12 protein-coding genes are annotated in these 16,644 nt (G+C 62.9%); 5 read left to right on the top strand and 7 right to left on the bottom strand.

The window, feature by feature from the left end:
• Window positions 1-18: 18 nt before the first annotated feature.
• The 4 genes from SH412_RS17580 (at window position 19) to eno (ending at window position 5,364) form a co-directional block, all read left to right on the top strand.
• On the top strand, window positions 19-1,389 hold the full coding sequence (locus tag SH412_RS17580; RefSeq protein WP_336519316.1) for an HlyD family secretion protein: 1,371 nt from the start codon (window positions 19-21) through the stop codon (window positions 1,387-1,389).
• Window positions 1,386-3,110, top strand: a complete 1,725-nt coding sequence (locus tag SH412_RS17585) for a TolC family protein (RefSeq protein WP_336519317.1) — start codon at window positions 1,386-1,388, stop codon at window positions 3,108-3,110. The genes SH412_RS17580 and SH412_RS17585 overlap by 4 nt, the downstream gene beginning before the upstream one ends.
• Window positions 3,111-3,288: 178 nt before the next feature.
• Complete coding sequence (locus SH412_RS17590) at window positions 3,289-3,780, top strand: macro domain-containing protein (protein WP_336519318.1); 492 nt, start codon at window positions 3,289-3,291, stop codon at window positions 3,778-3,780.
• A 306-nt stretch (window positions 3,781-4,086) separates the two neighbouring features.
• Window positions 4,087-5,364 (top strand): phosphopyruvate hydratase, encoded by a 1,278-nt coding sequence (gene eno, locus SH412_RS17595; protein WP_336519319.1) that lies wholly within the window; start codon window positions 4,087-4,089, stop codon window positions 5,362-5,364.
• A 103-nt stretch (window positions 5,365-5,467) separates the two neighbouring features.
• On the opposite strand, the gene SH412_RS17600 is transcribed toward eno, so the two are convergent.
• Window positions 5,468-6,175 (bottom strand): hypothetical protein, encoded by a 708-nt coding sequence (locus tag SH412_RS17600; protein ID WP_336519320.1) that lies wholly within the window; start codon window positions 6,173-6,175, stop codon window positions 5,468-5,470.
• Window positions 6,176-6,734: 559 nt separating this feature from the next.
• On the opposite strand from SH412_RS17600, the gene SH412_RS17605 reads away from it, so the two are divergent.
• Window positions 6,735-7,970, top strand: a complete 1,236-nt coding sequence (locus SH412_RS17605) for an aminotransferase class I/II-fold pyridoxal phosphate-dependent enzyme (RefSeq protein ID WP_336519321.1) — start codon at window positions 6,735-6,737, stop codon at window positions 7,968-7,970.
• 29 nt (window positions 7,971-7,999) lie between these two features.
• Here SH412_RS17605 and SH412_RS17610 read toward each other — a convergent pair whose 3' ends face one another.
• The 6 genes from SH412_RS17610 to SH412_RS17635 form a co-directional block, all read right to left on the bottom strand.
• Window positions 8,000-9,124, bottom strand: coding sequence for a multiheme c-type cytochrome (locus SH412_RS17610; RefSeq protein WP_336519322.1), 1,125 nt, complete (start codon window positions 9,122-9,124; stop codon window positions 8,000-8,002).
• 43 nt (window positions 9,125-9,167) lie between these two features.
• Complete coding sequence (locus SH412_RS17615) at window positions 9,168-11,429, bottom strand: hypothetical protein (RefSeq protein ID WP_336519323.1); 2,262 nt, start codon at window positions 11,427-11,429, stop codon at window positions 9,168-9,170.
• A gap of 184 nt (window positions 11,430-11,613) precedes the next feature.
• Window positions 11,614-11,790 carry a hypothetical protein gene (locus SH412_RS17620; RefSeq protein ID WP_336519324.1) on the bottom strand — a complete coding sequence of 59 codons (177 nt, stop codon included), beginning with the start codon at window positions 11,788-11,790 and terminating at the stop codon, window positions 11,614-11,616.
• Window positions 11,791-11,870: 80 nt separating this feature from the next.
• A complete protein-coding gene (locus SH412_RS17625; protein ID WP_336519325.1) occupies window positions 11,871-12,857 on the bottom strand; it encodes a DUF1559 domain-containing protein in 987 nt (328 codons plus the stop codon).
• Between the two features lie 364 nt (window positions 12,858-13,221).
• Window positions 13,222-14,481 carry a glycosyltransferase gene (locus tag SH412_RS17630; protein WP_336519326.1) on the bottom strand — a complete coding sequence of 420 codons (1,260 nt, stop codon included), beginning with the start codon at window positions 14,479-14,481 and terminating at the stop codon, window positions 13,222-13,224.
• Window positions 14,482-15,059: 578 nt separating this feature from the next.
• Entirely contained in the window at window positions 15,060-16,454 is a 1,395-nt protein-coding gene (locus SH412_RS17635) for a DUF1501 domain-containing protein (protein WP_336519327.1), read from the bottom strand.
• Window positions 16,455-16,644 lie beyond the last annotated feature (190 nt).

The raw sequence follows: 16,644 nt of genomic DNA on the forward strand, positions 1-16,644 counted from the left end.
GTTTGCAGGAATGTTTTCATGACGACCATCCCTCCTTTGTCGACGCGGGCGATTCAGTCGCCCGAGCTGGCGTCGCTGCAGCTTGCCCGCACATCGCGCTGGCTGCACCGGCTGGCAAAGATTTTGTGCCTGCTGTTGCCGGTGTCGCTGGCTTCGCTCGTTCTGGTTCCCTGGCAGCAGTCGGTGCTGGGAACCGGTCGAGTGATCACGTACGACCCGATCCATCGGACGCAGGAGGTCGACGCCCCGATCAGCGGACGGATCGTCAATATTCGCGAAGGTCTGGTCGAAGGGACGCGAGTCCACAAAGGAGACCTGCTCATGGAGATCGAAGTGATCGATCCCATGTTGAGGTTTCAGCTCGACGAGCAGATGGCGGCGACTCGGCGGAAACTTGAGACCGAGAAAACGATCGTGGAGGCCTACGCTCAGCAGGTCGAGGCGGCGATGACCATTCGCGACCTGACGATCGCGTCTCAGGACGGATATGTGAAGAGTACGCGCGAGAAATTGCAGGCCGAAGAGCAGAAAGTGATTCAGGCCGAGGCGGCGTACGACCAGGCGGAGAAGGACCGCCTGAGGCGCAAGGAGCTGTTCGAGAAGAAGGTCGAATCGCGGTACGAATGGGAACTTTCGGAGAGGAAGGCGGCGGAGGAGCAGGCGAAACTGAAGCAGTCGCGGTTTCTGCTGGAATCGGCCCGGACCGAGCTGTCGGCCAAGATGGCCGAGCGGGATTACAAAATTCGCGAGGCCGACGCGAAAATCGACTCCGTTCGGGCCATTTATGAGAAATCCAAGGGAGATGTCGCCAGTAGCGAAAAGGAGATCGCCGATATCAAGGGAAAGCAGACGCTGCAGGTTCAAGCTGTCACGGCGCCGATCGATGGCTTTGTCTTGCGTTTGATGGGATTTCAGGGGGGAACGATCGTCTCGGCGGGGCGACCGCTGCTGGAACTTGTGCCGGCGACCATTGATCGGGCCGTCGAGATCAAGATTCACGGAAACGACGTTCCGCTGGCAGCCAGCCGGAACGCGGACGGCACCGCCAGGAAGGTGCGGCTGCAGTTCGAAGGGTGGCCTGCCGTCCAGTTTTCGGGTTGGCCCTCTGTGGCCGTCGGAACATTCGGCGGACGGATTGCGGTGGTCGATTCCACCGACGACGGGATGGGGAAATTCCGCGTGCTGGTGCTACCGGACCCGGATGATCCGCATGAATGGCCGACTTCGGAAGTGCTGCGGCAGGGAGTGCGGGTGAACGGCTGGGTGCTGCTCGACAAGGTGCTGCTTGGGCAGGAGCTGTGGCGGCAGCTCAACGGTTTTCCGCCGGTTGTGTCGTCGACCGAACAGGCGAAATTCAAAGAAGACAAGTTACTGCGGGGCAAGAAATGAGCCATCACGCGGGATGGATCCTGGTGCTGGCGCTGTTGAGTTGCGGCTGCGCCGTTTCACGCGTACCGCTCCGGGACGCGACTTCGCATGCCGCCCACAAGCCGGCGGCTGACGTCGACGAGCCGCTGACCGAGCGGCGAAGCCCGGCGGCGTCGCGATCGTCCCCTGAAATCGCGTCTTCGGTCATCCGCAAACCTGCCGAGGTCCGTCGACCGGCGAACAAGACTCGCGAGACGTCGATCGAGATTCCTGCCGAGGAGTCCGCCGACGGGATCGATCTGGCCTCGGCCGACGAGCCGGCGCCGGCGGATCTGCCCCCTGCTCCGGATGGAGGTCCTGCGGAGACTCTCGAAGACGATCAACCGGCGCTGGCGCTGGACCACGTGATCGACGCGATTTACAGCTCGTTTCCTCTGCTCCGCGTGGCGCTTTACGAACGGAACATCGCCCAGGGACAATACGTCACGGCCCAGGGTGAATTCGACACCAAGTTAAAAGCCGACTCGGCCAACACACCGATGGGCTTCTACCAGACGTACCGGCAGAGTCTTGGCGTGGAGCAGCCCCTGTTCGGCGGCGGCAGCGTTTTCGGAGGATACCGGATCGGGCGGGGCTATTACTCAACCTGGGACGGGGGATACCAGACGAACGATGGCGGCGAGTTCAAGGCGGGGCTGGCGGTCCCCCTCTGGCAGAATCGTACGATTGACGATCGTCGGATGCAGCTCTGGGTCACTGCGGTGGGCCAGAATGTCGTGGAGCCGCAGATCAAGATTCAGTTGCTGAATTTTGTCCGCGACGGATCGGTCGCCTATTGGGACTGGGTGGCCGCCGGCTTGCAGTATCGCATCGCCACGCAGTTGTTCGAGCTGGCGAACGATCGACAGCAGAAGATCGAAGCACAAGTCCAATCGGGCAAGGAGCCCGAGTCGGATTTGACGGACAACGGGCGTCTGATTGTCGCACGCCAGGTCAAGCTGCTGGATGCGGAGCGAAAGCTGCACGTTTCGGCGGCCAAGCTTTCGCTCTTTTTTCGCGGTCCGGACGGCACTCCGCTCGTGCCGCCCGACGATCTGCTGCCGCCCGATTTTCCGCTTCCGCTGCCGATTGAGGCGGGGCTGATCGAGCAGGATATTGCATATGCCGTGACGCGTCGGCCGGAGTTCGGCGATCTCGATCTGCAGCGGCAGCAACTGGAGTTCGAACTGAGTCAGGCACAGAATCTGATGCTGCCTCAGCTCGACGCGCAACTGATGACGGGAAAAGATGTCGGCGCCTGGTCGTCTCCCAGCGGAAACAAAACGCCCTTCCAACTGGACGGAGGGGTCACGTTCACGATGCCGGTGCAGTTCCGCAAGGCGCGGGGAAAACTGCAGTCTCTCGAAGGGAAGCTGGCGCAGAACACGGCCAAACGTCAGTTCACGCAGGATAAGATCGGAGTGGAGGTCCGCTCGGCGATTGTGGCGATCGATACGGCGTATCGGGCGATCGGGCAGGCCCGCGAGGCCGTCCGGCTGAACCAGCAGATGCAGGACTTCGAGGCGATTCGTTTCGAAGAAGGGGCCAGCGATCTGCTGCGGATTAACCTGCGCGAGCAGGCTACTTTCGACGCTCGGGTGGCGGAAGTCGAAGCGGTGCAGCGATATTTCACGGCTCAGGCCGAGTATCGGGCTGCGGTTGCGGCCGACTTGCCGGACGTCGTCGAGATGACCGATCCCTGATATTCGAGGAATCGGGTCGTCCGGGCGTTCGCCCTGCCGATTCCGGTCCCGGGTCCGGCCGGGCGCGGGTCGTCGGGACATTCTATGGCGACAGACTTGCGGGTCTGATGGTTCGGCCGGAAAATGGACTTGGAAGTCCGATTCAAAGAGTGAAACTGCACGTCAAGAAAGTCCAATCATGCTTCACGAGGTCTCCGGCGACATTCTGCTGACGAAGGCTCAGGCGATCGCCCACGGGATTGCACCGAACGAGGCGTTCGACTCCGGGTTGGCGCTGGCGTTGCGCGAGCAGCATCCGTCGATGGCCAAGGACTACCGGCATTACGCGCATCAGACGCATCCGAAGTCGGGTGAAATGTGGGTCTGGTCGGGGGCCGGCGGAGTGCGGATCATCAATCTGCTGACGCAGGAGGGGGATTTCGACAGCCACGGCAAGCCTGGTGTGGCGACTCTGCACAACGTGAATCACGCGCTCCGTCGGCTGCGGCACTTCGTGGAGCAGGAGAAAATCGCGAGCCTGGCGCTGCCGAGACTGGCGACGGGGGTCGGCAAGCTGGAGTGGAGCGAGGTCAAGCCGCTGATCGAGAAGACTCTCGGGGACCTGGGAATTCCGGTGTACGTGTATACGACCTATCACGCCGGTCAGGCGGCGAGTGAGCCGGGGGCGTAAATCATCTGTCGGCGTTGTTCCGGGGCTCGGTGACAGTACGACGATGTCCACGTCCGTCGACTCTCTGTACTCCAGACGGATCGACGGACGAGGACGTCCGTCGTACGGTTGAGTCGGAGCCCTCTCAAAGAAGTCGCTCGCAGGCGGCCTGGGAGCGGCTTTTCACGGCTGGTTGCGGGCGCAGTCGGCGCTTGCTCAATATTCACTTTGGCCGATGGATGGTCGGGGGCGGATGTGGTACAACTCGCGCCTGGACGTAACCCCGTGGGGCGGTTGCCAGAGACAGTTGTCTGAGGAAGGAAGATCATGAGTGTGGCGATCGCCGCGGTGCACGCCCGCGAGATTCTGGACAGTCGGGGGAACCCGACGGTGGAAGTGGACGTCGAGCTGGAAGACGGCACGATCGGCCGGGCCGCGGTTCCGAGCGGCGCCAGCACGGGGGCTCACGAAGCCTGCGAGCTGCGCGACGTCGGGGACAAGAAGCGGTTCCTGGGCAAGGGCGTGTTGAAGGCGGTCGAGAACGTCAACGAGCATATCGCCGACGCGATCATCGACCTCGACGTGACGAACCAGGCGCTCATCGACAAGACGATGATCGACCTCGACGGGACGCCGAACAAGTCGCGGCTGGGGGCCAATGCGATTCTGGCCTGCTCGCTGGCGTGCGCTCATGCGGCGTCGCGAATCAGCTTCCTGCCGCTGTTCCGCTACCTGGGGGGCGTCGGAGCGAACACGCTGCCCGTGCCGCTGATGAATATCATCAACGGCGGCGCGCATGCCAGCAACGGCCTGGACATGCAGGAATTCATGATCGTTCCGGTCGGGTTCGATTCCTTCAGCGCAGGCCTCCGCGCCGGGGTCGAGACCTTCCATCACCTGAAGAAAGTGCTCAGCGACAAGGGTCTGAGCACGTCGGTGGGTGACGAAGGGGGCTTTGCTCCGGACCTGGAAACCAACGAAGCCGCCCTGACGGTCATTATGACCGCCATCGAGAAGGCCGGCTATGTTCCCGGCGAGCAGATCAAGATCGCGCTCGATTGCGCGGCCACGGAGTACTTCGACGCCAAGACGGGGCTCTACGACCTCGACGGCAAGAAGGTTCCGGGGGACGGGGTGGTCGAGATTCTGAAGTCGTGGAGCGAGAAGTACCCGATCGTCTCGATCGAGGACGGCTGCTCGGAAGACGACTGGGACACGTGGAAGAAGCTGACCGACGCCATCGGCGACAAGGTCCAGCTCGTGGGCGACGACCTGTTCGTGACCAACACGAAGCGGCTGAAGGACGGGATCGACAAGGGTGTGGCGAACAGCATTCTGGTGAAAGTGAACCAGATTGGTTCGCTGACCGAAACGATCGACGCGGTGCAGATGGCCTACAAGAACGGCTACACCGCGATCATGAGTCACCGATCGGGCGAGACGGAAGACACGACGATCGCCGATCTGGCGGTGGCGCTGAACACCGGGCAGATTAAGACGGGTTCGGCGAGCCGGACGGACCGGATCTGCAAGTACAACCAGCTCCTGCGGATCGAGGAGCTGCTCGGCAGCGACGCTCGGTATGGCGGGACGCTGCGGGGCTGAGATCGTTGATGGTTGATCGTTGATGGTCGGAAAAGATTCAAAAGCAGCCTGCTCCGGGATTCTGGGGCGGGCTGTTTTCGTTGAGGGTGATTCATCAAGCGTGTCAGCGCGCCGGAAGTACGCTTACCTTGCCTGTTGTTGGCAGCGAGTTCGCGGGACTTGGCGAAGTCCGATCTGTCGAATTGGTGGGCAGGCTCGCTCTGCGAAATCGATCCTCGTGATAGAGTTTCACAACGGCGTACCATCTGTCTTGCATCGTAGTCGGACGGATTTCAATTCCACATTGAATCGGCGGCCTGGCCTCACATTGTGCAAATACTGACCACGGTTGCCGATAATCAGCAAGGCGTTTCTTCGGCCCGATCAGAGCTTCCCGTGAGTCGACAACTCCGTGCTTTTCCAGCCACTCAAAGCATTGCTGCACGACTTGCTGATAGCTTCCGGCCTTGTCAAGCGGCAATAGCGAAACGTAGTCGACCCGTCCGTCGTGCTGTTCGACGATGGTCATTTTCGATTCGACGGCTGCTTCAAATCCGTCTGGGAACCGTAGAGCGACATTTGAGCATTGCCCGATCTGGCTGGCAGCTTCCGTGGAGCGACGGAGCCGAGTCCATTTCAAACCATGACTTTCGGATTCCGGCATCCCCACACCGATAACGACGCGTTCGGCATTGAGATCCGGTTTGCTTGTCCTGCCGCAGGCGCTGACGCAGATGACAGCGATTCCGATCAGGAAAGTACGAACTGTCGTCATTGGCGCGGTGGATGGCAATGGAGTTCGTTGCTGATTGCCTCGCTTGATCAGAACCATGACGCTCTTTTCCTGCGGCCAAGCTGTCTCGCACGCAAATCATTCGGCTTGACTTATGTACGACTCGGACCCGACTTCAGTGGCTCTTCAGCCGTCCGCAAGGCATTCTGCGTTCAAATCGAAGCTGCCCAGTGGGTTCAACTCCTGTCGGCAGAAGCCAGCGACGGTCATTTGTCACTCCACAACGTTACCGCAAATGGCTGCGTTGAATTAACTGGCGCCCCGACTTTACTTAAGAACGAATTCTTGATTTTCTCGCTCCCGGACTCTGCCTGGGAACGGTCTTTCACGACGCTCTGCGTCCATCTTGAAATGCCAGTGAAACAGGAACGAGGCAAACCCTCGCGAACAGGGGCACCCAGCCAGTGCCTGGGAACCAGTGAACCAATCCCGTCCTGTCTTTCTGTAGACGATCGACGATCAACCCTCAACGACTCCCAAACCGAACTTTTCGCTCTGCGCGGGGTCTGATAGACTGAGTTCAGATTGCTGATTGCGGGGAAAATGTGCGCCGACGTGGTCGTTCTGGCGTCCCTGCGGTCCTGGAAAGCCCCGACCCATGCGTAATGAATCCGAAGTTCCGCTGACCGATACGCCCTTCAACATTCCGGTCGCGGATCGACTCAAGCGGCTGCCGCCGTACCTGTTCGGCCGTATCAACAAATTAAAGTACCAGAAACGGTCGGCCGGGATTGACGTAATCGATCTGGGGATGGGGAACCCGACCGACGCTCCGGATCCGCTGATCACCGAGAAGATGAAGGAAGCGCTGCTCGATCCCAAGAACCACCGCTATTCGGTGGCGAACGGGATTTCCAATTTGAGAAAAGAGGTGGCGGGGCGGTACTTCCGGCTGTACGGGGCGCGTCTGAATCCGGACGACGAAGTGATTGCGTGTCTGGGGTCCAAGGAAGGCTTCAGCCACATGTGCCTGGCGCTGATGGGGCCTGGCGACACGGCGATCGTCCCTGCGCCGACGTTCCCGATTCACGCGTACTCGGTGATGCTGGCGTCGGGGAACGTGATCGCGCTCGACGTGCGCGAGCCGTACAAGTTCCTGGAAAACGTGGTTTACACCTGCGAGCACCTGTATCCGAAACCGAAGCTGGTGGTGGTCAATTTTCCGCACAATCCGTCGGGGACTTGCATCGACCAGGACTTCTACGTCGAGCTGGTGCGGCTGGCGAAGAAGTACAAGTTCCTGGTGATCAGCGACTTTGCTTACGCGGACATCTGCTTTGACGGCTACAAGGCGCCGAGCTTCCTGGCGACGCCCGGGTCGCTCGACGTGGGGGTCGAGCTGACGACCATGAGCAAGGGCTTCAGCATGGCGGGCTGGCGGATCGGATTCTGTTCCGGCAACCGCGAGATGGTCCGGGCGCTGGCGACGATCAAAGGCTACTACGATTACGGAATTTTCCAGGCGACGCAGATCGCCGCGATTGTCGCGATGCGGCACTGCGAATCGGCGGTGCAGGCGATCGCCAAGGAGTACGGGGAACGTCGGGACGTGCTGGTGGAAGGACTCAACCGGCTGGGCTGGGACGTGGAGCGACCGCAGGCGGGGATGTTCGTCTGGGCGAAGATTCCGGAGCCGTGGGCCGAGATGGGCTCGATCGATTTCGCGATGAAGCTGATGGAAGAGGCCGGCGTGGCGGTGAGCCCCGGTCGGGGTTTCGGCGAAGAGGGAGAGGGCTATCTGCGCCTGGCGATTGTCGAGAACAGCCAGCGTCTGCGTCAGGCGGTGCGGGCGATCGGGAAGTGCCTGAAGGTGGAGCAGGCGCCTGCGGCGTGAATTATGCCGGCGAACGAGGACATGAGGTCCTACGGCTCTTTGCGAACACGAATCCAGTGGTCCGTAAAGTGCAGATGCTCGTTCGTCGGGATCTTCGGCATGTGGCAGTTCAGGCAGTTGTCTGCGCGGCTGGCGGCCGGGCAATCGGCGGCGCGGTTGTGGGCGGCATCATGGCACTTCAGGCAGACGGCGGCATGCGTGCGCCAGTCGCGGGAGGTCGGGCGGTGCGGGTCGTGGCAGCTTGCGCAGTCGAACCGGGCCGGCTGACCGTCATCCCGAGTGACTTCACTCTGCCGGAGGAAACAGGCGCTCTGCACCAGCCCCACTGACGCGAAGCGGACGATGGTCTGGTCCTCCGGCTCAATCGGCCCGCCCATTTCATCAGCGCGACGATGACACTCGCCGCAGCGGTCGACGGCCTCCTGCGGGGGCAGTTGCGAGAATCGCTCGATGGTTGAAGGGAGCCCGCGATCCATTTCGCGGACGTGCTGCTGCGTGTTCCAGTGGCACCGCGCGCAGCCGACGCCGGGTTCGATCTGGTCGAACAAGATCCGCCCGCCGTCGGTGGGGACGAAGGTGCAATGGCAGCCGAAGCAGTTGATCGCTTCCGCAGAGGGCCGGAGGTGACCGACGGCCTGGATTCCGACCGAATCTTTGATTTCCTCCATGCCGGGAGTGACACCGAGCTTTCCGCCGGGATACCAGCTTACGCCGTGTTCGACGGCCGAGGTGCCGCCAGTGTCGTCGGTCCAGGTGATCAGCGGGGTCCGGGCGTGCGTGCCGGAGCCGAACATCCAGTCGATGGGAAGGTCTCGGGCGTAAGCGGGGGAGCTGACGAAGAGGCGGCCGTCGCGGAGTTTGTAGTGAAAGTCGACTCCGCTGTCGTCGCGATGGAACGAGCGGCCGGCAAACTGGCTGACGGCGGCTTTGTCGGCGGCCCGGACGAGCGTGCGCGCATGCGGAGCGGATCGATACGCGTCGGTGATGTCGGCATGGCACTCTGCACAGCGACGTTCGGCGGCTCGGGGAGTCTGCGAGCTCTCGAACGCCGGCTGGGGTGGCGCCGGATGGAACGGCCCCAGCGCCGCCCCGACCGCCGTCGCGAGCAGCCCGACGATCAGCACTGGAATCCATCTCTGACAGAACATTGACATGCGGAAATCATCGAACCTTGAAGGGGTGACACGAAATGCCGGTTTATCGACCGGCGAACGGCTCCAGTTCCTGTCGCCAATATTTTGCGGCGATCAGCAGCGACAGGTCCTGACTGGTTGAGAGTAAACGATCTAAGAGTTCGATGGCCCGGTTGGAATCGCCGAGTTCGAGCCAGAGCATGGCGGCCGCATACTGCTGCTGGGACGTTTCCTGCGGCAGCTCGTGGATCGCTTCGGAGAGGCGGCCCTGCAGGTAGAGATCGATGCAACGGGTCCAGGCCTCGGCGGCGTCTACTTCGTCAGTGGCGTTCGGCATCCGCCAGGGGGGACTGTCGGCAGGAGGTGGATCGCGGTTCAGCGTGGAGGCGATGCGCCGGCGAAAGTGGCTGGCTTCGCCGAAGAGGCTCCATTCCTGGTAGACCAGATCGTTCTGACAAGCCCAGAATTCGTCGTCGAGCTGCGAGTGCTGCGTCTGCTGTCGGACTGGCAGCAAAGCGCGGAGCGCTGCCAATGGGAGTTCGAGGGATCGAAAGAGCTGCGACTGCAGGATTGCCGGCGCGGGATCAGGGCCGCCGCCGAGCTGTGCGACGAGGTCGGATCGCCAGCCGGCTGCGGCGTAGATCTCCGCGGTTGGCTGCCAGGGTCCGACTTCGACGAAGGCCTGCTGCTGCATGGCTTCGAGAATGAACTGCGAGAAGTCAAGATTGTGCCCCGAGACGTAGGGAATCGTCGGTGAGTCGAGATCGGCGGGTTTCCACGGAGTCCTCTGCAGGGCGAGATTCAGGGGGAGCTGTTCGGCGGGGACGAAGAGTTGCTCGACGTTCCAGTCGGCGAGCTGCCGCACCCAGCCTCCCCACGTTCCATCATCGCGTCGATAGCCGGCGCGATGGGATCCGAGGAGGTCTTCGATGAACGCGGCGTGGAGTTGAGTACGACCGCCAAGCAGCGCCCGTTGCGGATGGTCGGCGAGCTTCACGTCCCCATCCAGCCAGGTGACGATGCCAACGGAACGAGCATCCGGCGACCAGCCGACCATCGGGGCTTCTCGAACCGACAACAATTGGGGGTCGAGCAGTTGTGGATTCAGTTCCTGAGAGATCCCCCAGCCGAGCCGGCGATATGGCGGCAGTCCATAACCTGCGGCATCGACGATCACCAGCATCGCAACGGCGCTGGCGGTAAGGGGGGCGACCAGTCGTCGCCAGCGGTGATGGGGAATCTCGGCGGAACTCGGCAATGGCTCGGCGTCCTGCTGCAGCACGTCCAGCAGAATCCACAGGCCGCAGGCCGGGAGATTGGCCTTAGACAAGAGGGCGGCCAGGAGCGGCACGGCGCAGAGGGCGGTCTGAAGCAGCGGCGGGCGTGAGGCATCGAGCGGCGGGATGTCGCCGCCGGGCGGGAGCTCCGTAGACCATCGCACGAGATGGTGGCCGGTCCAGGTCAACCAGAGCAGCAGGAAGGCCAGTTCCGCGGATGTCCAGGGGGCTCGCCGGAAACTGCCGAACCAAGCCGGTTCGCCGTAAGTTGTCAGGTTCGCGAAGGAAGACGGGGCGAACAGAATGATGGAGTCGCGCCACGTCAGCAATCCGCGCGGGGTGACCATGCCGCCCAGCAACGCCGCAAGGAGCAGCGGGAGAATAAGACGGCGCGGCGCAGTGGCGCAAGGTGGATCGTTGCGACCTCGCTTTGACGCGGCGCGTGTGGCGGGAGGGCTTTGCGGCGTCGGGGTCCAGTCGGCGAGCAGCAGGAAGAGCAGGCCCCAGATCGGTCGGGGGCCGAGATTCGCCCAGAGGGTGAACGTCAGGAAGACTGCCGCCAGGCGATGGCGTGTGGACAGATCCGAGTTGACCACGCGCCATAACGCCAGCATCCCGATCAGGTCGAACAATTGCGGCCCGGGCTCCAGGCCGTCGCGGATGGTCCACAGCAGAAGCGGCAGGCCGATGATCGCCAGCCAGAGCCGGTGAGCGGAGAGGATCGGGCGAGCGGCAAATCCGACGAGCAGCGCAGCGGCCAGCAACGGCAATGCGGACAGCGCGTCGATCCCGCCGAGGGTCCAGACGACGTAGAACGGGACGCCGCTGCACCAGTCGGCTTCGTTGGCGAGATCGAGAGTCAGCAGAGCGTGCGCGGGGAAGAGCGTTCCGGAAATCACCTCTCTCCCGCGAGCCAGATGCCACCAGAGGTCGGGCGAGGAGAGGGGATGCTGGACGAGTAGAACGATCAGCGCTGCGCAGCAGACCGTTGACCACAGAAGGTGCTTCGACGGCGTGGCGAGCCTGGTTGATCGAAGCGGAGAGGCCATCGATTCCCGACATGAAGATGAACTGGCGAGGGACCGCTGGCTGCACCATCGTGGTCGGGGCGGAGATCGGGCCATCTCGCGCCTGCGGTCGGGTCGATTGCCGGACAGAATCGCGAGGACGCAGGCACAATTCGACTGCGCCCTCGCATACGGACTTCAAGTGCACGTCAGCCGAATCCGGTCGCTACTGCGCAGCAGTGCGGGCAGCTTGCATTTCTGCCTTGCGTTCATCCGCGGACATTTCGGGTTCGGGTTGTTCCGGCGCGTCGGCGACGCCTTCGGAAACGCTGGCGCCGCAGCCGACGTGGACGATCGGCACGGCGGAAATGGCCAGCAGCAGCAGAAATCGTTTGATCAGCACGACATCAGTCCTTGGCTCGGTTGCACGTTGGATCAGGAAGAGACCGGCGTTCGGATCGTTGGATCGAAGACGTTTTGAAATCAGAAGTCGCCAATCGTATTTCCATCGGAGCGATTGCCGAGGTTCCCCCAGGTCTGCAGGTTGATGTTTTCGCTAATGAACTTGACGGCACCGTCACAGAGGAGCGCGTGGACGCCGCCGGTGTGCAGGCTACGGGCTGCAGCATTGGCGCGATCTGAGTTGACGCCGCAGTCATAGGATAACTTGTTATTAGGACCGACGTAGGTGTTGAAGAATGATGACTGGGGAAAATAGGCGTAGAACCATGAGGCGCCCGTCTGCCGGCTCCCGCTAGTATCCTGGCTGCCGGCCGTGCAGACGGTATTGTTCCCTGAATCGTTGGTGTTCAATTTGTAGAAGCCGATGACGACCTCCGATACGGCCAACGTATTGGATGTGCCGTCGAGGATGTCCCGAATTCCAATCCTGGTGTTCTGGCCGAACAGCCCTGGCGGATTCGTAGTCAAGCGAGTTGTCAGCCCGACGCTGCCGGCGTAATTCGTCGTGGCGTAGGAGCCATCGGGTGCATGTCCTCCGACGGAGTTCCCGGACGGATCCCGCCAGGGAACCTGGCCGTTGCCTGGATCGGACGGGCAGCGAAATGCCGGGATAATCTGGCGGCGGGCACCGTTCGGCGAAGCTCCGTTGACGCCACCATTGCCATCAGTGCCAGAAGTCCCCTGCCCCATGTTCCAGTTGATCTTATTGTAAAGGGGGGCTTGGTCAACCTGCGGCAGCAGCCGTGGCAGCCACGCAATGTTGCCGCTGTACCACGCGTCCGGTGCGGCAAAGGAGTTCCGAACTCTGCCGGGCGGGAAGTGGTTGTAGATGTCATGGTAGTTGTGCAGGGCAAGGCCGATCTGTTTCAGGTTGTTGCGGCACTGAGTCCGGCGAGCGGCTTCGCGCGCCTGCTGAACGGCCGGCAGCAGGAGGGCGATCAGAATGGCGATGATCGCGATGACCACCAGCAGCTCGATCAGCGTAAAACCACGACGCGATCTCTTCATGATGAGGACTCCTGAAGCTGAGAATGAGACGAAGTGCCGAGCGGCCATCAGCAGAACGCTGAAAATGACGTTGCGACTATGCCACGAGTTTCGCGACAAGACAACCCCCTAAGTCATTCTTTTCCACACAAAGGTCAGAACTGACTTTGGCATGACCGTGCTAATCTGGACACGATCTCCGGGACAACCCTTGCCGCTCGACGGCCTGAATCGGTGGAAACCCGGACGCGGCAAGTGCGCGGCGGCGACGGAGCACGGAGTCGCTACCGACTTGAACAAGCAGTCTCCACGCGACGATTGCTCCGCGGACAACTATGGGAACCGCGGGTTGGATCCGCCCGGGAGACGCTGAGCGGTCGAGAGCTCAAGGCGTCTGGCGACCGGCCGTCGCTTCGATCTGACGGATGGTGTCGTCGATCGCGGTGTCGTGCTCGAAGTGTCGGGCGACGGTGCGGCAGGCCTCAGTCACCTTGGGGACGTCCAGCAGTCGGCGGAGCTGCGCCGCAAGCCGAGTCGCGGTGAACTGCTTCGGCGGGAGCGCGAGGCCGACGCCGAGGCGTTCGATCCGGTGGGCGTTGTCGGGCTGATCGTGAGCCAGGGGCATGATGAGTTGCGGGATGCCGGCGGCAAGGGCCTGCGAGGTTGTGCCGATGCCGCCGTGATGGATCAGGGCGGCGCAGCGGGGCAGCAGGGCCTTCAGGGAGACATAGTCCTGCTGGATGACGCCGGCGGGAAGCGGATCGGGAACCTGCTGGCGGAATGGGGTCAGGATAATTCCACGACGGCCGAGAGCGGCCAGGGCCTGCGCTGCCGCGGCGAAGTAGGGTCCGGCCTGCGTCATGCCGCTGCCGAAGGTGACGGCAATCGGAGGCGTGCCGGCTGCCAGGAAGTTCTGCAGATCGGGCGAGAGGGGTTCCACCGTTCCGTCGAAGCGGGGGAAGCCGGTCTGGAGGAAGTTGGCGGGCCAGTCGGGGGCGGTGGCGTACCAGGCGGGGAACAGGCCGATGGTCTTGCCCGTGCCGTGAATCCAGCCCTTGAGGTAGCGTCGCTGACGGGGGAGGCCGAGTTCTTTGCGGAGCGGGCCGACCGATTTGTTGAGCGCCGGATCAATGATGAAGTGGTCAGCGATCCAGAAGATGACGCGGACCATCCAGCGGGGGGTGCGGGAGCCGAAGGGCATGCCGGGCAGCAGCGGGGGATCGACATCGCTGCGAAGCAACGAGGGTTGCAGATGCAGGACGGCCAGCGGTACGCCGAGCGCTTCGCCGGCGGTGATAGCGCCGAAAGCGAGCGAGCCGGCGACGACGACGAGATCGGGATGAGCCAGTTGCTGCTGCCGGACGAGCTCAAACTGTTCGCGGACGGCGCGGGGCATGAGATGATTGCCGAGGACGGCCCCGGTCGCGCGGGTCGGATGCCAGATATCGGGATGGTCGAGCAGATTCAGGTATTCGTCACGGGTTCCCAGTTCCACGGTTTCGAGCCCGAGCGCCTGAGCCTTGGGGACGAAGTAGCCGTTGGTGGCGACGGTGACCGTGTGGCCGCGGCGCTGGAGTTCGGCGGCGAGGCCAAGAAACGGGTTGACGTCGCCGGCGCTGCCGAAGGGGATGAGTAAGGCGTGCATGGCGGGGCGCATCCTGCGGGGGGCGGGCACAGGGGATGACACGGAGGGATACAAAGAGTTCGAGGAAATGTCGAATGAGGAAGGCGGAATGTCGAAAGGAGTCGAGAGCCGGAAAGGAAGATTGACCGCAGAGGCGCGGAGGACGCGGAGAAGAGAAAGGCGGAGACGAGGAACGACCACGAATTTCACGAATGGACGCGAATGAGGAAGAGGAAAGGGAACCACAGAGGGCACGGAGATGAGTTTGATGGCGATGGGAGAGGGATTGAGGGCGTGAGTTCAATTCGTTGAGACGGGCGAGGTAGAGCCTCGGAGGAGGGAGTTCCCAAGCAGTGCCTGGGAACGAGTGCCGGCCTGACTCATCGGAATGGGGGCGAGAGACGTGTGCTACTGGCGGGCGAGCAGCCGAGGGCACACGTGAGCCCGCTGGTGCACGCTGCCTTGCCTGGATGTGGATGTTGAAGACCGGGGCTTCGCGAAGACGCTCCAGCCCCGGCCACCCGCCGCTCCAGCCCCGGCCACTCGCCGTTTCTGCGCCGGCCACTCGTTGAGCGCGGATCGGCCGGGCGCGCCCGGCCCTACGCGAGGAGTTCGTGCTGGACTTCGCCCGAGGGGACGACGCGGTTCGGGCGGTGGAGCTGGTCGTAGACTTCGTGCAGCGGGGGGATGCCGAGCGCGTAGTACATTGTCGAGAGGATGTCGCCGGGGATGAGCGGGCTGCTGGCAGGGAAGGCGCCGGTTTCGTCGCTGGTTCCGTAGATCTGCCCCTGGCGGAAGCCGCCGCCGAAGAGCTGCAGGCTGTAGCAGAAGTTCCAGTGGTCGCGGCCGCCGTTGTTGGCGTTGATCCGCGGCGTGCGGCCGAAGTCCCCGAAGACCGCGACGATGGTCCGGTCGAGGAGGCCGCGCGAGTCGAGGTCGGTGACCAGGCTGCTGCAGGCGGCGTCGAGCTGCGGCAGGAGCGTGGTCTTGAGGTTCTGAAAATTGCTGCCGTGGGTGTCCCAGGTGGCGTTGGCGTCGGGCGCCCAGGAGACCGTGACGACGCGGGTGCCGGCTTCGATCAGCCGGCGGGCCAGCAGCGTGCTCTGACCGTAGATATTGCGGCCGTAGCGTTCGCGGTCGGCGTCGGATTCTTCATTGAGCCGGAAGGCCCGTTGCGAGGCTTCCGAGGAGAGGAGGTCCATGGCGCGGTCCTGCATGGCGGTCATTTCGACCGGTCCGGACTCACCTTTGCGAAGCGGCAACTGGGAACCGAGCGTCGAAAACAGTGATCGGCGCTGGGCCAGCCGGGCCGCGGAGACGTCGGTCTCCAGCGTCAGTTCCGGGACTTTGAAGTCGGGCGCATTCGGGTCCTTCAGAACGAACAGGGGATCGTACGACCGGCCCATGAAGCCGGCGAAGAACCCCGGCTGCGGCGGATTGCCGGCCCCTTCCTGCGTGATGTAGGGGAGATGGACGTGCGACAGCACATTCGGCGGCGTGGGGCGGAGCTTTGCCAGGACCGGTCCCATGTGGGGATGATCGGTGGCAGAGGCGAGGCCGCCGACTTCGCCCCGGTCGACGCCGGTCAGCGCGGTATAGACCGCGGCCCCGTGCGAGTTGTTCACGCTGTGATGCATCGACCGGACGACGGTCGAGCGGTGGGCGAGCTGCGCCATTCGGGGGAGATGCTCGCTCATCTGGTAGCCGGGGAGCGAGGTGCTGATCGGCTTGAACTCGCCGCGGATGCCGTCCGGGGCCTGCGGCTTCATGTCCCACATGTCGAGATGGCTGGGGCCGCCGTCGAGGAACAGCATGATGCAGTTATCGGCGGTCGCACGGATGCCGTACTGGCCGGCTTCGTGCTCCGCGGCCAGGAGCTGCGACAACGACAGCCCGCAGCCGGCCGTTCCGAGCATGCCAAGCTGCAGCAGCCGGCGGCGGGAGAGGGGGGGTAATTGCGGGAATGACGGTTCGCTCGTGGAGTGCATCTTCATCGGCGGGGTGCTCATTCTGTGCGGCGGGGTTGTCCGGTCGGTGAGGCGTCGCAACATCGACGGCGGGACGATGCAATCTTACACGTCCGAAGCGGCAGTCGACCAGACCACACATCAACATTTTCTGATCAGACGGTTCCCGCAGGCCGTTCGCAGCGATTACGATCCCGCCGATGAACTTTCGATGAGA

This window comes from Planctellipticum variicoloris, from assembly GCF_030622045.1.
Lineage (GTDB): Bacteria > Planctomycetota > Planctomycetia > Planctomycetales > Planctomycetaceae > Planctellipticum > Planctellipticum variicoloris.